Raw genomic sequence first — 19,976 nt, 5'->3', positions numbered from 1 at the left:
ACAACGCGGGCTTCATGGTGCTCGACGAGCTGGCCGCCCGCGCGGGCGGGCGGTTCAAGGCGCACAAGAGCCGGGCCGAGGCGCTGGAGACGCGGGCCGCCGTCCTGGCCAAGCCGCTGACGTACATGAACCTTTCCGGCGGGCCGGTCAAGGCGCTCGCCGACTTCTACAAGATCGGGCCCGACCGGCTCATCGTGGTGCACGACGAGCTCGACGTGCCGTACGGCGCGCTCCGCGCCAAGCTGGGCGGCGGCGACAACGGCCACAACGGGCTCAAGTCCATCACCAAGAGCCTCGGCACCCGCGACTACCTGCGGGTCCGGTTCGGCATCGGGCGCCCGCCCGGCCGTATGGACCCCGCCGCCTTCGTGCTGAAGGACTTCGCCACCGCCGAGCGCAAGGACCTGCCCTTCCTCGTCGACCGGGCGGCCGACGTGGCCGAGTCGCTGATGGAACGCGGGCTCGAAGCCACCCAGAACGACTTCCACCGGTCAGATCTCAAGATTTCCGGCCCTCCTCGCTGATCCCCGCATAGAGACGTTCGCGGGCGGCGCCCCTCACCCACCGCTACGATCTGGTGACTGTGTGTCAACTATCGGTCACGGGGAGGGCGCGTGCGTGAGGGATCTCGTGGCGAAGGGCTGGCCGTCGTCGAAGCCGGCCCTTCCCTCGCCTGGCCTGCGGGGCCCAGGCGGCCCACCTGGGTGCGCGGCTACCAGATCCGCGCCATGGCCGCCGACCTGCTCGCCGCCTGCCTCGCCGCCACCGCCGCCTTCTGCTGCAGGTTCGGCGACGTCACCGCCTACGCGCTGCCGTACCTTCTGCTCAGCGCGGTGCTGCCGGCGGTGTGGGTGTGCGCGGTCGCGCTCAACAGGGCGTACGAGCCGCGCATGATCGGCATCGGCTCCGAGGAGTTCCAGAGAATCGTGCGGTGCGGCGTCGGGCTCACCGCGGCCCTCGCCGTCGGCTCGTACCTCACCAAGGCCGACGTCGCCCGCGGCTACGTGGTGCTCGCGCTGCCGCTGGTCACCCTGCTGACGCTCGGGTTCCGGTACGCGCTGCGCCGGAGTCTGCACCGGCGCAGGGCCGGAGGCGCCTGCATGCGCAGGGTCCTGGCCGTGGGCCACGGGCCGTCGATCGACGAGCTGGTGCGGCTGTTCCGGCTGGAACGCCACCACGGGCTGGACGTGGTGGCGGCCTGCCTGCCCGACGGCGCGTCGCCCGGTGGCGTGACCCAGGTGCCCGTGGCCGGCCACTTCAGCGACGTGCCGCTCGTCGTCGACCAGGTGCAGGCCGACACCGTGGCCGTGCTCGCCTGCCCCGAGATGGACGGCGTGGCGCTGCGCCGGCTGGCTTGGCGGCTGGAGGCGACCCACACGGAGCTGGTGGTGGCCCCGGCGCTGATGGACGTCGCCGGGCCGCGCACCACGATCAGGCCCGCGGCCGGGCTGCCGCTGCTGCACGTCGAGCACCCGCAACTGGCCGGCGCCCGCCAGCTCGTCAAGAACGTGTTCGACCGCCTGGTGGCCGCCTCGCTGCTGGTGCTGCTTTCCCCGCTGCTGGCCGGGCTGGCGATCGCGGTGCGCGCGACCAGCCCGGGGCGGGCCCTGTTCCGCCAGACGCGGGTGGGGCGCGACGGCAGGCTCTTCACCATCCTGAAGTTCCGCACCATGCGGCGCGGGTCGGAGCGGCAGAAGCTCACGCTGGTCAGCGACGGCGACGGCCCGCTGTTCAAGGTCCGCCACGACCCCCGGGTGACCCCGCTCGGCGTCTACCTGCGCCGCTACTCGCTCGACGAGCTGCCCCAGCTCATCAACGTGCTGCTCGGCCACATGTCGCTGGTCGGGCCGCGTCCGCCGCTGCCCGAGGAGGTGGCGCGCTACGGTGACGACGTGCGCAGGAGGCTGCTCGTCCGCCCGGGGCTGACGGGGCTCTGGCAGGTGAAGGGCCGGTCCGACCTGTCCTGGGAGGAATCCGTCCGACTGGACCTGCGTTACGTGGAGAACTGGTCGCTCACGCTTGATCTCCAGATCCTGTGGAAGACTTGGTCGGCCGTCGCACGTGGGCAAGGAGCATATTGATGACGAATCGCGACGACCACACCGTCGCAGCCGATCTGGCGACCGAGGCGGGAGCTCTCCTGCTGGCGGTCCGCGAGCGCGAGGGGTTCGGCGACCCCGGCGCGCTGCGCGCGAAGGGCGACAGGGCCGCCCACGAGTTCCTGATGGAGGCGCTGGCCCGGCTCAGGCCCGACGACAGCGTCCTGTCGGAGGAGGCCACCCGTGAGGAGCGGCTCGACCCGCGCAGGCTGAGCGCCGACCGGGTGTGGATCGTCGACCCGCTCGACGGCACCCGCGAGTTCTCCGAGGAGGGCCGCGCCGACTGGGCCGTGCACGTCGCGCTGTGGGAGCGGGGCCGGCTGGCGGCCGGCGCCGTCGCCCTGCCCGCCCAGGGCCGCACGCTGACCACGGCCGAGCCGCCCAAGCTGCCCGCCGCCCCCGAGGGCCGCTTCCGCATCGCGGTGAGCCGCACCCGCCCGCCGGAGTTCGTGCGGCGGCTGGCCGACCACGTCGGCGCCGACCTGGTGCCCATCGGGTCGGCGGGCGCGAAGATCTCCGCCGTGCTGACCGGAGAGGTCGAGGCCTACGTGCACGCCGGCGGCCAGTACGAGTGGGACTCCGCCGCGCCGGTGGCCGTCGCGCTCGCCGCCGGGGCGCACGCCAGCCGCATCGACGGCACGCCCCCGGTCTATAACCAAGCCGACCCCTCACTACCCGATATCCTGGTTTCCCTACCCGACTTGGCGCGATCACTGCTCGCCGGGATTCGGGACCTGCACCGCTGAACCGCCGGAGGAAGACCCTCATGCTCCAGCGCGACTACACGACGTCGCAGCTCGACGTACTCGAAGCCGAGGCCATGCACATCATGCGCGAGGTGGCGGCCGAATTCGAGCGACCCTGTCTGCTCTTCTCCGGCGGTAAAGACTCGATCGTCATGCTACGCATCGCCGAGAAGGCGTTCTGGCCCGCGCCCATCCCGTTCCCGCTGATGCACGTCGACACGGGCCACAACTTCGAGGAAGTGATCGAGTTCCGCGACCGGCGGGCCGCCGAGCTCGGCGCCCGCCTCGTCGTGGCGAGCGTCCAGGACGCCATCGACAGCGGGCGGGTCACCGAGGACACCGGCAGGCGGGCCTCCCGCAACCGGATCCAGACCGTCCCCCTGCTCGACGCCATCGAGGAGCACGAGTTCGACGCCGTCTTCGGCGGCGCCCGGCGCGACGAGGAGAAGGCCAGGGCCAAGGAGCGGGTGTTCTCCTTCCGCGACGACTTCGGCCAGTGGGACCCGAAGAGCCAGCGCCCCGAGCTGTGGAACCTCTACAACGCCCGCATCCGCAGGGGCGAGCACATCCGGGTCTTCCCGCTGTCCAACTGGACCGAGCTCGACGTCTGGGACTACATCCGGCGTGAGGGCATCGAGATCCCCTCCATCTACTTCGCCCACACGCGCAAGGTCTTCGAGCGCGACGGCATGCTGCTGCCCGACAGCGACGTGGTCCAGCGCGGCGACGACGAGCCGCTCTTCGAGGCCGTCGTACGCTACCGCACCGTAGGCGACATGACCTGCACGGGCGCCGTGCAGTCGAAGGCCGCCACGGTCGAGGAGATCATCGAGGAGATCGCGGTCACCCGGATCACCGAGCGCGGGGCCACCAGGGCCGACGACCGCGCCTCGGAGGCCGCCATGGAGGACCGCAAGCGGGAGGGCTACTTCTAATGGACATTCTTCGCTTTGCCACTGCGGGGAGCGTCGACGACGGCAAGTCCACCCTGATCGGGCGGCTCCTGTTCGACTCCAAGGCGATCTTCGAGGACCAGCTCGAAGCCGTCGAGCGCACCTCCCGCGACCGCGGCACCGAATACACCGACCTGTCGCTGCTCACCGACGGCCTGCGCGCCGAGCGGGAACAGGGCATCACCATCGACGTGGCCTACCGTTACTTCGCCACGCCGCGCCGCAAGTTCATCATCGCCGACACCCCGGGTCACATCCAGTACACCCGCAACATGGTGACCGGCGCCTCCACCGCCGACCTGGCGATCATCCTGATCGACGCCCGCAAGGGCCTGCTGGAGCAGTCGCGCCGCCACGCCTTCCTGGCCTCGCTGCTGCGGGTGCCCCACCTGGTCCTCGCGGTCAACAAGATGGACCTCGTCGGCTACTCCGAGGACCGCTTCGAGGAGATCCGCGAGGAGTTCACCGCCTTCGCCTCGAAGCTCAACGTGGGCGACCTGACGTTCATCCCCATCTCGGCGCTGCACGGCGACAACGTGGTGTCCCGCTCCGAGAACATGCCCTGGTACCAGGGCTCCTCGCTGCTCCACCACCTGGAGAACGTGCACATCGCCTCCGACCGCAACCTGGTCGACGTGCGCTTCCCGGTGCAGTACGTGATCCGTCCGCAGAAGGCCACCGACCACGCCTTCCACGACTACCGCGGCTATGCCGGCCAGGTGGCCGGCGGCGTGCTCAAGCCCGGCGACGAGGTCGTCCACCTGCCGTCCGGGCTCACCACCCGGATCGCCGCCATCGACACCTTCGACGGGCCGGTGGAGGAGGCGTTCCCGCCCATGTCGGTGACGCTGCGCTTCGAGGACGACCTCGACATCTCGCGCGGCGACATGATCGCCCGGCCCAACAACCAGCCACAGGTCGCCCAGGACCTGGAGGCGATGATCTGCTGGATGGGCGACGGGGCGAAGCTGGCGCCGCGCTCCAAGTTCGCCATCAAGCACACCACCCGCACCGCCCGCGCGCTGGTGCGCGACCTGCAGTACCGCCTCGACGTCAACACGCTCCACCGCGACGAGGAGGCCACCTCGCTGGGCCTCAACGAGATCGGCCGCGTCACGCTGCGGGTCACCCAGCCGCTGTTCGTCGACGACTACGGGCGCAACCGCCTCACCGGCGGCTTCATCCTGATCGACGAGTCCACCAACGGCACGGTCGGCGCCGGCATGATCATCGACTCCCGCTGACCTTCACGTCGCACCGACAGAGCGGCCCGGGCCTTCCGCCGAAGGCCCGGGCTTTCTGTCGCGGTGGGTAGATCCTTTTTACGTTTCGCGATCGTACGATTACTCTCCGCGCTAGAGTCTCCACGTTCCGTGTCCGCGAGGTGGAGCTCCGTCCGTGACCCCACGTGTGATCTTCCTGGGCGGCCTCGGCCGCAGTGGCACCACCCTGCTCGAACGCCTGCTCGGCGAGCTGCCCGGGGTGGCGCCGCTCGGTGAGGTGGTGCACCTGTGGGAGCGGGGTGTGCTGGCCGGCGAGCCGTGCGGATGCGGGCGGGCGTTCCCGGCCTGCCCGTTCTGGCGGCAGGTGGGGGAGAGGGCCTTCGGGGGGTGGACTCCCGGGCTGGCCGGGCGGGTGATGGCGCTGCGCCGCCGGGTCGACCGCACGCGCCGGCTCGGCCGCGCCCACGCCGACCTCCCCGAGTACGTCCGGGCCTACCGCCTGCTCTACGAGGCCGCGGCCGGTGTCGCGGGAGCCGGTCTGGTGGTCGACTCCAGCAAGCATGCCTCGCTCGCGTACTGCCTGCTCGAAGGCGGGCTGGACCCGCACATCGTGCAGGTCGTGCGCGAGCCGCGCGCCGTCGCCCACTCCTGGGGCAGGACGGTCGAGCGCCCGGAGAACGGCAGGCCGATGACCCGCTGGGGTCCCGTGCGCACCGCCGTCCACTGGACGGCCCAGAACCTCGCCCTGGAGCTGCTCGCCCGCCGTGGCGCCCGCGTCACCCGGGTCCGCTACGAGGACCTGGTGGCGGCGCCCGGCGACACGCTCGGGGCGCTGGCCGGCGAGCTGGGGCTGCCGCCGTCCCGGCTGCCCTTCCTGCACGGCACCACCGCCCACCTGACCACCGCCCACACGGCGTCCGGCAACCCGATGCGGTTCGGGGCGGGGCCGATCGAGCTCTCCCGCGACGACACCTGGCGCCACGGGCTGCCGCGCCGCCGCCAGAGCCTGGTCGCCGCCCTCACCTGGCCGCTCAGAGCCCGCTACGGGTACGGGAGCGCGACATGACAGCTTCACCGGGCGGTCCTTCGCGGGGTGGCTCCGCCCCGTCGGTCGGTGTGGTGATCTGCACCCGGGGCGACCGGAGCGAGTGGTTGCGGGAGGCCGTCCAGGGGGTGCTGGCGCAGGACTACGCGGGGGCGTGCGAGGTGGTGGTGGTCGCGGACGGGGTCGACGTCCGCGTGGTGGAGGACCAGGTGGCGGGGCTGCCGGTGCGCGTCCTGCCCAACCGGCTCAGCCCCGGGCTGCCCGGGGCGCGCAACACCGGGATCGCCGCGTGCGGCAGCGACCTGGTCGCCTTCTGCGACGACGACGACGTGTGGCTGCCGGGCAAGCTGACCGCCCAGGTGGCGGCGATGGACGCCGGGGCGTGGTTCGCGAGCTGCGGGATCGAGGTCGAGTACGGCGGGCGGGTGGTGCCCAGGCGGGCCGGGACCGAGACGGTGACGGCGGCCGACCTGGTGAGGTCGCGGATGGTGATGGTGCACTCCTCGACGTTCCTCTTCAGGCGCGGGGTGATCTGGGTGGACGAGAGCGCGCCCGGCGGCCAGAACGAGGACTGGGACCTCGCCCTGCGTGCCGCCAAGAGCCGCCCGATCGCCTGCGCCGACCGGCCGCTGGTCCGCGTCCGCTGGGGCGGCTCCCACTACGCCTCCCGCTGGTCCGACCGGATCGCCGGGCTGGAGTGGATGCTGGCCCGCCATCCCGAGCTGACCGGCGACTCCCGAGGCGCCGCCCGGATCTACGGCCAGTTGGCCTTCGCCCACGCCGCGCTGCGCCGCCGCCGCGCCGCCGCCCGGTGGGCCGCCCGCACCTGGGCCGCCCGCCCCGCCGAACCCCGCGCCCTGCTGGCCCTGGCCGTCGCCGCCGGTCTCCTGCCGGCCTCCGCGGTCCTCTCCCTCCTTCACCAGCGAGGACGTGGCATTTGACCGCCCAGACCCGGTCCCGTACGCAGGAGACCCTGAAGACCCGTGCCCCGAGGGTGGTCGTGGGCGGGGTGGGGATCGACCCCGTCGGCGAGGAAGAGGTCGTCGCGTGGGTGGCCGGCGAGCTGGCGGCGGGGCGCGGAGGGCGGATCGTGACGCCCAACGTGGACATCTGCCGGGCCGTGCGACGGGATCCGGGGCTCGCCGAGCTCGTGGCGGGGGCCGACATGGTGGTGGCCGACGGGATGCCGCTGGTGTGGGCGGCCCGGCTGCGGGGGACGCCGCTGCCGGGGCGGGTGACGGGAGCGGATCTGATCTGGTCGTTGAGCGCGATGGCGGCGCGCGCCGGCTGGCCGGTCTATCTGCTGGGCGGGCCGCCGGGAGTGGCCGAGGCGGCGGCCGGGGAACTGGCGCGGCGCTGTCCCGGCCTGGAGGTGCGCGGGGTGGACGCGCCGCCGTACGGGTTCGACCGGACGGCGGAGGGACGGGAGCGGGTGCGGCGGAAGGTCGTGGCGGCGCGGCCGGCGATCGTGTTCGCCGGCTTCGGGTTCCCCCGGCAGGACCTGCTGATCGCCGAGCTGCGGCGCGACCTGCCCGAGGCGTGGTTCCTGGGGTGCGGGGCCGCCATCGGGTTCGCGGCCGGGACGGTGTCGCGCGCGCCCGCCTGGATGCGCCGCCGAGGGCTGGAGTGGCTGCACCGGCTCATGACCGAGCCCCGGCGGCTGGCCAGGCGCTACCTGGTGGACGACCTGCCCTTCGCCGCGCGCCTGCTCGCCACGAGCGCGCTGCGCCGCTGCCTGCCGCGCGGACGGCGCGCGTAGCGGCCGGGGCGGCTCAAGCTCGGACGGTGGTCGTCTCCGGGCCGGTCAGCTCCCGGACGCGGGCGATCTCCGCCTCGGTGAGGCCGCGGGAGCCGGAGCGGGCGGCGAGGCGGGAGTCCATGGGACGGTACGCCGTGCGCGAGAGACCCGACCAGGCGAAGCCGCCGGCGGGCGGGCCGCCGCCGGTGCACGCCTGGACGATCCGGCGTTCGGCGGCGGGGCTCCAGCGCAGGCCGGCGTACCCGTACAGGTCGCGGAAGCCCGGCACCGGGTCGGCGGCCAGGTCGTCGTAGGAGGTCACCAGGATGCCGGGGACGCGCGACAGGATCGTGCGCGTCACCCGCCACAGCGCCGCCGCCTTGGCCACCCGGTCCTGAGAGCCGACCAGGGCGCGCAGGCGCAGCACCTCGGGGTGGTCGCGGACGAGCAGCGGTTGTTCGAGCAGCTCGTGGAAGTAGATCGTCCAGCCGAGCCGCTGCCAGCTCGCCACGAACGCCACCGGGTCGCGGACCAGGGCGATCACCCGGCACCCCAGCCGCTCGGCGAACCAGGCCGACGACAGCACCGCGAACGGGTCGTCCAGCAGCGCCCGCCGCCCCGTCAGCTGCCCGAGGGTGAACGCGGCACCGTACCGGACCATGCGCGCCAGATCGTACGGCGTGCGGTTGACCCGGAGTTCGGCGGCCCAGCCGTAGCGCAGGGCCACGGTGGCGCGGAAGGCGGGCAGCCAGGCGGCGGAGTTGTCGTCGCAGATGTACTGGAAGCGGTGCGAGACCCGGGCGCGCAGGACTCCGGGGCAGCGGCCGGGCGGGTGCTGCGGGTTGAGCGGCTCGTTCACGTAGACCAGCTCACCACCGGCCGCCAGCATCTTGCCCGTCCAGCTCGTCCCGCTCCTGGGCAGCCCGGTGACCAGCACGGGCGGGCCGCTCATGCCGCCGCCCAGGTGCGCGGGCGGAGCGCGGCCAGGCTGTGGCGGCCGAACGGGCGCAGGCCGTAGCGGTGGTGGAGCTGCCAGAGCGGCAGCGCGTTCTTGACCAGCACGCCGCCCGCCCAGCCGATCGCCGCCCCCAGCGCGCCGTGAGAGGGGATCAGCGCCAGGTCCAGCGCGAGTGTGCAGGTGACGGCGGCGGTGAGGTTGAGCAGGCTGGCGGTGGTGTGGCCGGCCGCGGTGAGCACCACGTCGACCATGCCGCACCCCGTCGCCGCCATCATCGTGGCCGCCAGCACCAGCGCCACCGGCACCGCCGAGGCGTAGCCCGGACCGAAGACGCGCAGCAGCCACGGCGCCAGCACGGCGTACCCGAGCCAGATCGGCCAGGTCGCCAGCACCAGCCACATGGTCGTCACCTGGTAGAGCTCCCTGACCCTGGACAGGTCGCCGTCGGCCAGCGCCTTCACCAGGCGGGGCTGGGCGGCCTGGGCGAGGCCCTGGCCGGCGAGCTGGCCGACGACCTTGAACCGGGTGGCGGCGGTGTAGACGGCGGCCTGGACCGGGCCGCCGAGCGCGGCCACGATCACGATGTCGAGCCGCTGGAACACCGCCTGGATCGCGCCCGCCGCCGACCGGGGCGCGGTGTGCCGCCACAGGTCGCGTGCCGTTCCCGGCAGGTAGGGGGTGCGCGGCGTCCGGCCGCGCAGGGCGAGCGCCGCCAGCGCCACGACGGGCAGGTACGGGAGCGCCCAGGCGAGGGGGAGCGAGGCGCCGGAGAGCCCGGCCATGGCCGCGGCCGCGACCAGGGCGAGCTGGGAGAGCGGCAGCAGCACCCCGTCCAGCAGCACCGTCGGGCGCATCGAGCCGAAGCCCCGGCAGGCGGCGAGCAGCACGTCGGCCACGGCGATGGCGGGCGGCACGAGCGCGAGCACGCCGAGCACCGGCCACAGCAGGAGGCCGGTGGCGGTCGCGACGACCGCCACCGGCACCAAAGCCGCCCTGACATATCCCGAAACGCCGTGATATCCGTAGGTCTCGGCGCGGGCGATGAAGAACACCAGCCCGTTCCCCGCGTCCAGCTTCGCCACCCCGGCCACCATCAGCGCCAGCGCGATCGAGGTGAAGAACGCCCCGGCGACCTCCACCGGATAGGCCCTGGTCACCACCACGACCAGGAGGAACTGCGCCAGCGCCCCCACCGCCGCCCCGGTGACCCCGGCCAGCCCGCCCCGGGCGACCCGTCTCAGCGCCGCCACGACGGCTCACCGCCCAGCCAGCGGACCAACCTCCGGTCGTGCTCCTCGAACCCGTCCATGAGCTCCCGCCGCAGCGAGTCGGGCAGCTGCTTGGGCCGCGGCCGCCAGTTGTGCCGGGAGAAGCCCGGGTAACCGAACCGCGCCACGCCGAGGAAACGCAGCAGCCGGTCGTAGACGGGCTCGGGCTCGGCGAAGAACCGGTGGCTGTCGATCACCATGATCCGCTCCCGCCCGAACAGCGGCTCCAGCCGTTCGAGCTGGTCGGCGTAGCGGCCGCGGGCCAGGTAGGCGAGGTGGCGGTGGGCGTGGTGCACGGCGTGCGGGCCGGTCCGCAGCAGCTCCTCGGCCCCGGCCACCCGCTCCTCCTCCAGCTCCAGCGCCCGCTCGAAGCTCTCCTCGGTCTCGAACCCGCGGGCCAGTTCGTGCGCGTGCGCCGAGCAGGCCCGCTCGACCGGGTCGCGCACCAGCACGATCAGCTTCACCCCCGGCAGATCGGCGGCGATGCGCTCGGCCGCCAGCGGGTGGAACAGGTAGTAGGGCGACGACTCGAACGCCTGCGGAAGCCCGCCGAACCGGCGGGTGAGCAGCGCCGTGCCGACCTTCAGCGGGAAGTGCGCCCGGTACCACTGCAGCCCGCGCCAGTAGTCGGTGTCGAAGTAGTGCACGCCCTTGCGCAGCACCGGCTTGTAGAGCAGCGGATGCTGCGCGAGCGCCCGGTACATCGAGGTCGTGCCGCACCGCTGGGCGCCCATGATGAGGAACGACGGCAGGATCCGCGCGGCGGAGGTCATCCGCCCGGTGGTCCTGGACACGGACAGCGCCGTCTGCTTCGCGGTCTTCACAGCAGGGCCTCCTGATAGTCGACGAGGGGGTTCAGCCAGTCGCCCGGCGGGCCGAGCGGCTCGTGGCCGTCGGCGGCGTGCCGGTCGGCCAGCGCGATCAGGTAGCGCAGCGCCGTCTGCCTGGCCTGTGCCGCCGACAGACCGAGCGGGGCCAGCGTCCGCCCCGACCGGGCCAGGCAGGCACGCGCCGCCGTGGCCGGGTCCATGCGCCGCAGCGCCCGCTGGAAGAGGTGGTGCAGGGCGTCGAACCCGTACGGGACGCCGGTCTCGTACCGTTCCCAGTCCCACACGAGCAGCCGCCCGTCACCGGAGGGCGCGAGGTTCCACGGTGAGAGGTCGCCGTGCCAGGCGTGCCCGCCGGCGTCGCCGGTGGCCGCGATCTCCTCGACCGCGCGGGTCAGCAGCGAGACGGGCACCCGCCCCCGGCGCACCGGCAGCGGCGACAGCGCCAGCACGGTGAGACCGTGCCAGCTCCCGTGGTGGAGCACCGAGGGCACGACGACGGTCTTCAGCGCCCGGCCGGCGAGCCGGTCCAGCGCGGCGGCCTCGTTGGCGACCAGGGCGCGGCTCCGCGCGGTGTCGCCGATCTTCACGTACGCGATCCGCTCGCCCCCGCGGTACGCCTCCAGCACCGGCTTGCGGTTGGCCCGGCGCGCGGGCCGTACGTGCACCACGGTCTCCACCGGGGCGCCGAACACCTCGCCCAGGTGCTCGGCGATCGACCCGTGCGTGGGCAGCGCGAGCGGCCGGCCCGGATGCCACCAGCGGCGCGGCGCCAGCCGGCGCGGCAGCCGGGCGTGGGGCAGCAGGGTGTAGGCGCGCTGCCCGCCGGGACCGGGGTAGAGCAGGTCGATCGTGCCGGCCAGGTAGATCAGCCGGATCCGGGCGTCGTTCATGAGGTGTTCCTCCACAGCAGCGCGAACGAGATCGCGTAGAGGCTCAGCGGCGTGACCAGGCCGTCGTAGACGAGCATGTAGAAGAGGACCAGGCACATCACCAGCACCCCGGCCAGCCCGATCGGCGAGCGGTCGGCCCAGTGGCGGCGGATCGCCCCGGCGAAGAACGCCACGTAGAGCACCGCCCCGGTGAGCCCCTGCGAGATCAGCAGCAGCCAGAGCTGACCGTCGCTGCCCAGCGGCGGGTGACCGCAGCCGGGGCACCACGAGGTCTTGCCGGTGGTGATCGAACGATGGCTGCCCATGGCGCGCCGGGTGTTGCCGTAGCCGATGACGGGGGAGTGGCCCGTCGCCGCGACGGTGGCCGAGACGGTGAAGGCCCGGATGTCGTTGGAGTGCGGGCTGTCCAGCCGCTTCGCCACCAAAGGAGCGAGCGGGCTGAGCACGAACGCCAGCGCCGCGGCGGCCGTCACCGCGCAGAGCGCCATCCGGGTCCGGCCGCCCACGCGGAGGGCGAGATAGAGCACGGCCAGCCCGAGCGCGATCCACAGCCCCCGGTTGAGCGAGTACACGATCGGCACGGCCGCCACCGCCACCAGCGCCACGGCCAGCATCCGGCGGCGGCGCGAGCCGTACACCCACCAGCCGACCACGAACCAGATGAGCAGCACCGACAGATTGCCGCCCCAGGCGTTGGCCCACTCGAAGGGCGCCTCCGGCCGGGGCAGCGCGTGGCCGAGCACCTTCTGCGTCTGCCCGGCGGTCGGATGGACGAGGTTCTGCACGAACGGGTGCTCGGAGATCCAGTCGGGCAGCACCAGCTCCAGCGGGGAGGTGAAGGAGAGGCCGGGCACGAACACGCCGAGCAGCCCGCCCGCCACCGCCGTGAGGAACAGCACCCCGAGCATCCGCACCAGCCGCAGCTGCGGCAGCTCCCGCTCGGTGAGGTTGCCCAGGTAGACCACCAGGATCAGGGCCGCCACGTACAGCGCCAGGCGCATCCCGTAGCCGATCAGCCGGCCCGCGCCGAGCTCGCCGTAGGTGCCGGGCGGCATCTCGTCCAGCATCAGGCCGCTCAGCAGGTAGCCGGCGATCAGCAGCATCCACAGCCCGAAGCCGGGCGGCACCCTGACCGGCCTGCGCCGCCACAGGATGACCGCCATGGGCACGGCCAGCACGACCACCGACAGCCCGCCGAACCCCAGCGCCCACCAGAGCGGGTAGCCGAGCAGCAGCGCCGCGACGGGCCATGCGGGTCCTCTCACGTCGCCGAGCCGGGGGGCCGCCGCATCGGGTGCATGGGCGCGGTGGTCCTGGCGCCGATGCCCGTCTCGATCTCGCCGCTGGCGACGAGCTTGCCGAGCGAGGTGTGCTGGCCGCGCGGCGCCCGGACAGGCTCGGGCGTCAGGTCGGTCGTGGTGACCGCGCCGATGATGGGCACGCTCTGCCTGCTGAGCAGCCGTACGACGGAGGCCACGTCGGAGGCGTCGGCCCCGTCGAGGCCGATCAGCAGGAGCGCCGCGTCCGCTCTGGCCAGGTCGCCCACGTCGGTGCCGTCGAGCACGGCCAGCGGCACGTTCGCGGCCAGGGGCACGGCCACCGGCGTGCCGCCGAGCGCCGGGGGGACCGCCTTGACCAGCAGCCGCTTGCCGGGGCACGAGGCGAGCACGGCCGAAGACAGCTCGTGCAGCGCGCCGTGGTCGAGCGGGCGGGTCACGTCGGCCAGCACGGGCAGCCCGGTCAGCCGTTCGACGTCGGCCGCCGTGCGCAGCCGGGTGTCGAGCCGGTCGCGCGCCTGCGCGGCCGCCGCCCCGATCAGCAGCCCGGCCATGAGGCCCGACCCGAGGTGCAGCGGCAGGCTGGGCGAGCTGGGGTCCTGGGGAGGGGTGGCGGCGCTGATGACCTCTCCGGGCGTCACCGTGACCGTCTTGAGCGCGTCGTACTTCTGGGTCAGCACGGCGACCTGCCGGGAGAGCACGGTCTGCCGGAGCGCCGCACGGGTGTGCTCGGGGCCTCCTCTGGGCAGCGCGGGCAGCTCGCCTATGACCGTGGACAGGGCCGCGTTCGCCTGCCGCAGCTTGACGGCCACCAGCTGCTGCTGCGCCGCGATCTCCGCGCGCGCGCTGTCGGCGCGGTGTTCCAGGTAGGCCTGCGCGTACGCCCGTGACTGCAGCGCGGCGTCGCCGGGCTCGGCGGCGGTGACCGAGATCGTCAGCACCGACGAGTTGGGCGGGACGGACACCTCGACGGGTTCGAGGTCGGCGGTGCCCGCCTGCGCGGCGGCCCTGGTGGCGACCACCGCCGACTGGGCGATCTGCGCCTCGGTGTCGAGGTTGAGCTGCTCGCGCTGCCGGCTGGTCACCTGGTTGCCGGGCTCCGGGACGCCCACCGAGGTGACCAGCACGTAGGTGGTGGCCGTGTAGGCGGGCGGGGTGACGCGCATGATCGCCAGCCCCACGGTGCCGCCCGCGAGGAAGCATCCCAGGAACAGCAGCCAGCGCCGGCGGAGCAGGGCGAGATGGTCTCCCAGATCGGCGCCGGAACGGTGAACCGGACGGTCCGGCGGCAGGCTCATGAGGCGAGTCTCCCTGAAGTGTGTGCGGATAGTCGCTTACTGACGACTCTGCGTCACGCGCCGTGGTGTGCGCCCACTATAGGGGCGCGGGTTATCGGTCACGCGAGATCCGCAAGATTTTCTCTCGTACGGGCGCGGAATCGTACCTTTATAAAGCGATTTTTCGGCGTTTGTCGGGGCGGTCGGCGGGTGGGGTGAGCTGGGAGGAGTTCGGCTCTGGCTGAAGTTCCGGGAATGGCGTGGCAAGGTTCAGGTTTGATAGGGCGGGGGTCCTGGGAAAAAGGGGGCGACGATTGTGGCTCGACGGGTATTTCCGTATAGAGCAGCTTTCTCCGGATTGGCGGTGGGGCTGGCCGCCGTGCTCGCCGCCTGCTCGGCGGGGCCGGGCGGCGCCGTTCAGAAACCCGCCCGCGCCGGCAACCCCCCGCTCGTCGCCGACTCGCCCGACTGCGCGGTCACCGGCCGGCTGATCCCGTCATGCGGCGCCTGGTGGGGCATCGCCCCGGAGATCTTCACCGGGCTCGACGTGGTGGAGGCGGTGGCGAGCGCCGAGCGGCGGATGGCCGCGCCCGCCGACATCGTGCACGTCTACCACCGGGGCAAGGAGCTGTTCCCGAACGAGAAGGAGATCCGGCTCGCCCGCGATCCCGAGCACCCGCGGCTGCTGCTGATCAACTGGAAGCCGTCGCTCACCCACACCTGGGCCGAGGTCGCCGGGGGCGCCGTCGACGGCCGGATCGACCGGCTGGCCGACCACCTCAGGCGGACGTTCCCCGAGCGGTTCTTCCTCACCATCCACCACGAGCCGGAGAACGACGTCGGCTCCGCGGCGGGCTCCGGCATGCGGGCCAAGGACTACGCGGCGATGTTCCGCCACGTGGTGCTCCGGCTGCGCCACAAGGGCGTCAAGAACGCGGTCACCGTCATGACCTACATGGGCGCCCCCAACTGGGCGGTCAAACCCTGGTTCGAGGAGCTCTACCCGGGCGACGACGTGGTCGACTGGGTGGCCATGGACCCCTACGCCGACCACCGGGTGCAGGACTTCGGCTCCCTGGTGAACAAGACGCGCGCCGACTTCGACGAGTGGCCCGGCTTCTACCGGTGGATGCAGTGGCGCTTCCCCGGCAAACCGGTCATGATCGCCGAGTGGGGGGTGTTCGAGCGGCCCGACGACCCGGCCTTCAAGCGGGCGTTCTTCGAGTCGGTGCGCCTCCAGATCCGCCGCTACCCGCAGATCAAGGCCATGGTCTACTTCGACTCGCCGCACGCGCCGCGGGGCGACACCAGGTTCGACACCGCCGAGACGGCCGGCAAGGCGTTCACCGAGCTCGCGAGAGATCCGCACTTCCGCGCGACGCGCGTGCCGCGGCCCTGACCCGCAGGCGCCAGCCGACCACGATCACCACGGTGGCGACCGCCAGGGCGACCAGCGTGATCATGTTGTCCACGTTCAGCAGCTTGAGCGCCGAGGCCAGCAGCACGATCGCCAGCATCGCCCTGATCAGGCCGCCCGGCGCGCGGGACGAGATCCGCGCGCCGAGATAGACGCCCGGGATCGAGCCGATCAGCAGCGAGACGGTCAGGTCGAACTGGAAGTCACCGAAGAGCAGGTGGCCGAGCGCGGCCGAGACGACCAGCGGCACGGCCTGGACGAGGTCGGTGCCGACCAGCTGGTTGGCCTTCAGCGCCGGGTAGAGGGCCATGAGCGCCACGATGATCAGCGAACCGGAGCCCACGGAGGAGACTCCCACGATTAATCCGCCTACCATACCGACCAGTACGGTCGGGATGGGGCGCACGCGGATCTCGTTCGCGCCCGCCGTGCCTCCCCTGTCGCCCATCAGCGTCTTGGCGGCCAGCCCCGCGACGGCCAGCAGCAGCGCCACCCCGAGCGCGTACTTGACCCCGTCGCCCACCGCCCACGCCCGTGCCAGGAACACCCCGCAGAACGCCGTCGGCACCGACCCCGCGCACAGCCACCAGACCAGCCGCAGGTTGACGGTGCCGTGACGGAGGTGGACGAAGCTGCCCACCGGCTTCATCACGGCCGAGGCCACCAGGTCGCTGGAGACCGCGGCCAGCGGCGGCACGTTGAAGAACAGCATCATCATCGGCGTCATGAGCGCGCCGCCGCCCATGCCGGTGAGCCCCACCACGATCGCGACCAGGAAGGACCCGACGATCAGCGGAAAGTCGATCATCGCACCCACCCTCCGGCGCGCAGCGTGCCCAGCACCCGCTCGACCGCGGCCTCGACCGAGACGTGCGTGGTGTCGACCACCAGCTCGGCGTCGTCGGGTTCCTCGTAGGGATCGGAGATGCCGGTGAACTCGGGGATCAGCCCGGCCCGCGCCTTGGCGTACAGGCCCTTGCGGTCGCGCCGCTCGCACTCCTCCAGCGGCGTGGCCACGTGCACGAGCAGGAAGTCGGCGCCGACCGACTCCACCATCTCCCGCACCTCGGCCCGGGTCGCCGCGTACGGGGCGATCGGGGCGCAGATGGCCAGGCCGCCGTGGCGGGCGGCCTCGGCGGCCACGAACCCGATGCGGCGGATGTTGAGGTCGCGGTCCTCCTTGGAGAACGACAGCCCCTTCGACAGCAGCCGCCGCACCACGTCGCCGTCGAGGTAGGTGACGGTCCGGGTGCCCAGCTCCAGCAGGGCGTCGCGGAGCCCGCGGGCGATCGTCGACTTGCCCGACCCGGACAGGCCGGTGAAGAACACCACCAGCCCGCGCCGGTGCGGCGGGCCGGGGATGCGCACCGGCTCGGGCCCCGCCAGGTGCTCGGCCGCGCCGTAGGCGGACGCGACGTGCTCGCGCAGCTCCAGGTCGATCTCGGGCTCCCCGCGCGGCGCCAGCGGCACCGGGACGACGAGCGTGCCCGCCGGCAGCCGGTCCCTGGCCCGCAGCGCCGCCCTGACCACGCCGGGGCCGTCCTCCCCGTACGAGAGAGGCAGCAGCACGATCACCGCGCCGAGCTCCTTGGCGGTGGCCGCCACCTCGTCCAGGTCGTCCAGCGGGCCGCGCATCGTGACGGCCAGCGCGGGGCGCCCGCCCAGCTCGTCGCGTACCTGGGCGGGGGTGCGGTGCAGGCGGGCGAACGGGCCGTGCTCGGGCGCGCCCAGCCCCTTGACCGGCCCCGCGGCCAGCCCGTCGGGCCCGTGCTCGGTCACGGTGAGCGTGGCCAGCGGGACGCCCTCGGGGTCGAGCAGCGTCACCTCGCCGCCCGCGTCCTCGGGCAGGTGGAGCGTCACCGGCGCGGGCCAGGGGGTGCCGTCGGCGAGGGTGCCGCGCTCGTGCACCGCGTGCACGTCGTCATGGCCCAGGAACCCGGTCAGCGGCTGGAACGCCCCCGACAGCAGCAGTTCGAGATCGGCCAGCTCGCGCGGCTCCGGAGTCCACTCCACGGTGATTGATCCCAACTATCCCGACTGCAATGGTAGGCAACCCTACCCGCTGGCGCCGGGGAGATACTAGATGAGACGGGCGAAGTGGTAGTGCGGCTTCCTGATCACCATGGTGATCTCGTCGTGACTGGCGGGATAGCGGCCCCGCGTGAGCTGCGCCGTCACCGCCACCGCCGCCGACCCCACCCGGCCCATCGCCGGCCCGCTCGTCGCCCGCTCCTCGTCGGTGACCATCAGGCCCCGGGCGAGGCAGTACGCGTGCATCCCGTCGGCCGAAGCCAGCGTCCCGTACCTGGCCGGCAGCGGGCCCGGGGTGCCCTCCGCGACCAGCCGCCGCCACAGCAGCCGCCGCACCCACGACGGGGTCAGCCGGTCGAGCAGTCCGTAGGCCGACTCGCGGTCACGCATCCGCAGCAGCACCAGCCCGCCCGGCCGCAACGCGTGCAGCAGCCGGTCGAACACCAGCTCCGCGTGCTGGATCCGCTCCAGGAGGAACGACAACTGGATCACGTCGTACGAGCGCGGCGGCAACGGCGCCGACCGCAGATCGCCCAGCGACCACGTCACCAGGTCGGCCCGCTCCTCCACCACCCGCCGGATCTCCGGCAGGTCCTCGTCGACCCCGGACACCCGGGTCTCGATCCGGTCCAGCACCAGCGGCTCGTCGTGCGCGCACCCGGCGACCAGCACGTCCAGCCGCCGGCCGAGCTGCCCCGCCCACTGCTCGCGGATCCGCTGACTGAACAGACCCCCACCCCGGGCCACCGCCCGTACCTCAGACATGTGACCCACAGTAATCACAGGAACGCCAATAGTGGCGCATCTTCAGGAGTCAGAGGCGGGATCTAGGGGGTCCAGGCCGGATCCCTGCCGGTGACGCCGAGCAGGCGGTCGAGCGGCGAGGCGTCGTCCGGCACCGCCACCGCAGGCCCGAAGACGCCGCCCTGCCTGCCCTTCTCCGCCATCTGCTCGGTGAAGCTCAGCGCCCGCGCGACCGTCTCGGGGTCCGGTGCGTACTCCTGGCCGGTGGCCCTGGCCAGGTCCCAGCCGTGCGCCACCATGTCGACGAGATACATGTGCGCCAGCGTGGTCATCGGCATGCCCATGCCCTGGCTGACGCCCTCCCACGCCTCCGGCCGCGACCAGGCGGCGAGCGTGCGCTCCGCCCGCTCAGGGAAGTCGCCCGCGTACGGCCCCTGCTCGGCGGGCGCCTCGTGGCGAGCCAGCGACGCGAACATCTCCGCCACCCATTCGAGGTGGTTGACCAGATCCTTCACGTCGTACTTCTCGCACGGGGTCGGGAGCCCGAGCTGCTCCTGCCGCACCGCCCGGACCAGGCTCGCGGTCTGTTCGGTGGCACGCGTCATCAGCGGCATCATGTCTTCCATGGCAGCGATGATGCCGGACCGGCCCGCCGCGGGGCTTGTAAAAACACGACTGCGAGGCTGGGTCGACCCGTACGCCGGGCTCGCCGCCTTCGACTTCGCCCGGCACGCGCCGTCCCCCGCGCTCGCTCCCTACGTCGACCACTTCTGGGTCGTCACCTGGACCGACCTCGCCGAACCGTACGAGCAGCGCATCGTCTCCCACCCGACGGTGAACATGACGATCACCCATGACTTCCACCGGATCGCCGGGGTGATCAGGGGCGGGTTCTCGTACACCATGCGGGGCAGCGGGCGCGTCCTCGGCATCCGCTTCGCCCCCGGCGGCTTCCGGCCGTTCCTCGGCGGTCCCGTGCACCGGCTGACCGGCCGCTTCCACGAGATCGGCGAGATGTACGGCGCCGCGGGCTCGTCGATGGTGGAGCGCGTCCTGGCCGAACCTCGTATTCCGGCCGCCATCGCGATCGTCGAGACGTTCCTGCTGGGCCTGCGGCCGGAGCGGGACCCGCTCGCCGAAGAGGTCGCGGCGCTGGTCGTGATGGCGGAGAACGACGTCACCGTGACCAGGGTCGACCAGCTGGCCGCCCGGTCGGGGCGATCGGTGCGCTCGCTGCAGCGGCTGTTCAGGGACTACGTCGGCATCGGCCCCAAATGGGTGATCCGCCGCTTCCGGCTGCACGAAGCCGCGGAGCGCGTCTACCAGGGCCTCGACCTCGCCACCCTGGCCGCCGAACTCGGCTACACCGACCAGGCCCACCTGACCCGCGACTTCACCGCCGTGGTGGGCATGCCTCCAGCCGCCTACGCCCGACTCGGCCCGGCGCGTTGACGGGGCGCCTTTCCCGTTCCGCTCGAAG

At 72.9% G+C, this 19,976-nt stretch carries 20 protein-coding genes; 10 read left to right on the top strand and 10 right to left on the bottom strand.

The features are described from left to right. The 8 genes from pth to KME79_RS09390 all read left to right on the top strand — a co-directional run. On the top strand, nt 1–524 hold a 524-nt coding region (gene pth / locus KME79_RS09425; RefSeq protein WP_219544090.1), incomplete at its 5' end, for an aminoacyl-tRNA hydrolase. A 204-nt stretch (nt 525–728) separates the two neighbouring features. Continuing rightward, nucleotides 729–2,081 (top strand): sugar transferase, encoded by a 1,353-nt coding sequence (locus KME79_RS09420; protein WP_148034255.1) that lies wholly within the window; start codon nt 729–731, stop codon nt 2,079–2,081. Next, on the top strand, nt 2,081–2,845 hold the full coding sequence (locus tag KME79_RS09415) for a 3'(2'),5'-bisphosphate nucleotidase CysQ (protein WP_187280932.1): 765 nt from the start codon (nt 2,081–2,083) through the stop codon (nt 2,843–2,845). Before KME79_RS09420 ends, KME79_RS09415 begins: the two co-directional genes overlap by 1 nt. A gap of 20 nt (nt 2,846–2,865) precedes the next feature. Next, nucleotides 2,866–3,780, top strand: coding sequence for a sulfate adenylyltransferase subunit CysD (gene cysD / locus KME79_RS09410; RefSeq protein ID WP_148029112.1), 915 nt, complete (start codon nt 2,866–2,868; stop codon nt 3,778–3,780). Then, complete coding sequence (gene cysN, locus KME79_RS09405; protein ID WP_148029113.1) at nt 3,780–5,042, top strand: sulfate adenylyltransferase subunit CysN; 1,263 nt, start codon at nt 3,780–3,782, stop codon at nt 5,040–5,042. Before cysD ends, cysN begins: the two co-directional genes overlap by 1 nt. Before the next feature lie 154 nt (nt 5,043–5,196). Continuing rightward, nucleotides 5,197–6,087, top strand: a complete 891-nt coding sequence (locus KME79_RS09400) for a sulfotransferase family protein (RefSeq protein ID WP_148029114.1) — start codon at nt 5,197–5,199, stop codon at nt 6,085–6,087. Next, a complete protein-coding gene (locus KME79_RS09395; protein ID WP_219544089.1) occupies nt 6,084–7,007 on the top strand; it encodes a glycosyltransferase family 2 protein in 924 nt (307 codons plus the stop codon). The genes KME79_RS09400 and KME79_RS09395 overlap by 4 nt, the downstream gene beginning before the upstream one ends. Then, nucleotides 7,004–7,825, top strand: coding sequence for a WecB/TagA/CpsF family glycosyltransferase (locus KME79_RS09390; protein WP_246639513.1), 822 nt, complete (start codon nt 7,004–7,006; stop codon nt 7,823–7,825). The genes KME79_RS09395 and KME79_RS09390 overlap by 4 nt, the downstream gene beginning before the upstream one ends. A gap of 13 nt (nt 7,826–7,838) precedes the next feature. Here the strand turns inward: KME79_RS09390 and KME79_RS09385 are convergent, their stop codons facing one another. From KME79_RS09385 to KME79_RS09360, 6 genes are read right to left on the bottom strand one after another with little or no spacing between them, the layout of a single operon-like run. Beyond that, complete coding sequence (locus KME79_RS09385; protein WP_148029117.1) at nt 7,839–8,756, bottom strand: sulfotransferase; 918 nt, start codon at nt 8,754–8,756, stop codon at nt 7,839–7,841. Further along, nucleotides 8,753–10,012, bottom strand: coding sequence for a lipopolysaccharide biosynthesis protein (locus KME79_RS09380; protein ID WP_219544088.1), 1,260 nt, complete (start codon nt 10,010–10,012; stop codon nt 8,753–8,755). The genes KME79_RS09385 and KME79_RS09380 overlap by 4 nt, the downstream gene beginning before the upstream one ends. After that, entirely contained in the window at nt 10,000–10,854 is an 855-nt protein-coding gene (locus tag KME79_RS09375; protein ID WP_271279217.1) for a sulfotransferase domain-containing protein, read from the bottom strand. The genes KME79_RS09380 and KME79_RS09375 overlap by 13 nt, the downstream gene beginning before the upstream one ends. Continuing rightward, nucleotides 10,851–11,750: a hypothetical protein gene (locus KME79_RS09370; protein WP_219544087.1), complete on the bottom strand. Its 900-nt coding sequence runs from the start codon at nt 11,748–11,750 to the stop codon at nt 10,851–10,853. Before KME79_RS09370 ends, KME79_RS09375 begins: the two co-directional genes overlap by 4 nt. Continuing rightward, nucleotides 11,747–13,015 (bottom strand): hypothetical protein, encoded by a 1,269-nt coding sequence (locus KME79_RS09365; RefSeq protein WP_219544086.1) that lies wholly within the window; start codon nt 13,013–13,015, stop codon nt 11,747–11,749. The genes KME79_RS09370 and KME79_RS09365 overlap by 4 nt, the downstream gene beginning before the upstream one ends. Then, on the bottom strand, nt 13,012–14,325 hold the full coding sequence (locus KME79_RS09360) for a Wzz/FepE/Etk N-terminal domain-containing protein (RefSeq protein ID WP_219544085.1): 1,314 nt from the start codon (nt 14,323–14,325) through the stop codon (nt 13,012–13,014). The genes KME79_RS09365 and KME79_RS09360 overlap by 4 nt, the downstream gene beginning before the upstream one ends. Before the next feature lie 343 nt (nt 14,326–14,668). On the opposite strand from KME79_RS09360, the gene KME79_RS09355 reads away from it, so the two are divergent. Continuing rightward, nucleotides 14,669–15,703 (top strand): glycoside hydrolase family 26 protein, encoded by a 1,035-nt coding sequence (locus KME79_RS09355; protein WP_308248849.1) that lies wholly within the window; start codon nt 14,669–14,671, stop codon nt 15,701–15,703. Here the strand turns inward: KME79_RS09355 and KME79_RS09350 are convergent. The 4 genes from KME79_RS09350 to KME79_RS09335 all read right to left on the bottom strand — a co-directional run bounded on the left by KME79_RS09350 (nt 15,648) and on the right by KME79_RS09335 (nt 19,122). Next, a complete protein-coding gene (locus KME79_RS09350; protein WP_219544083.1) occupies nt 15,648–16,529 on the bottom strand; it encodes a sulfite exporter TauE/SafE family protein in 882 nt (293 codons plus the stop codon). The two genes, KME79_RS09355 and KME79_RS09350, sit on opposite strands and share 56 nt — an antisense overlap. Further along, entirely contained in the window at nt 16,526–17,734 is a 1,209-nt protein-coding gene (cysC, locus tag KME79_RS09345) for an adenylyl-sulfate kinase (protein WP_148029124.1), read from the bottom strand. Before cysC ends, KME79_RS09350 begins: the two co-directional genes overlap by 4 nt. Nucleotides 17,735–17,800: 66 nt before the next feature. Beyond that, complete coding sequence (locus KME79_RS09340; RefSeq protein WP_219544082.1) at nt 17,801–18,517, bottom strand: class I SAM-dependent methyltransferase; 717 nt, start codon at nt 18,515–18,517, stop codon at nt 17,801–17,803. A gap of 62 nt (nt 18,518–18,579) precedes the next feature. Next, entirely contained in the window at nt 18,580–19,122 is a 543-nt protein-coding gene (locus tag KME79_RS09335) for a TIGR03086 family metal-binding protein (RefSeq protein WP_219544081.1), read from the bottom strand. Here KME79_RS09335 and KME79_RS09330 point away from each other — a divergent pair. Then, nucleotides 19,121–19,948, top strand: a complete 828-nt coding sequence (locus KME79_RS09330; protein ID WP_219544080.1) for a helix-turn-helix domain-containing protein — start codon at nt 19,121–19,123, stop codon at nt 19,946–19,948. The two genes, KME79_RS09335 and KME79_RS09330, sit on opposite strands and share 2 nt — an antisense overlap. Nucleotides 19,949–19,976 lie beyond the last annotated feature (28 nt).

It is taken from the genome of Nonomuraea harbinensis, from assembly GCF_019396385.1.
Classification (GTDB): Bacteria; Actinomycetota; Actinomycetes; order Streptosporangiales; family Streptosporangiaceae; genus Nonomuraea; species Nonomuraea ferruginea.
Note: the sequence above shows the minus strand (reverse complement) of the source record. Positions and strands in the feature narration are given on the sequence as shown.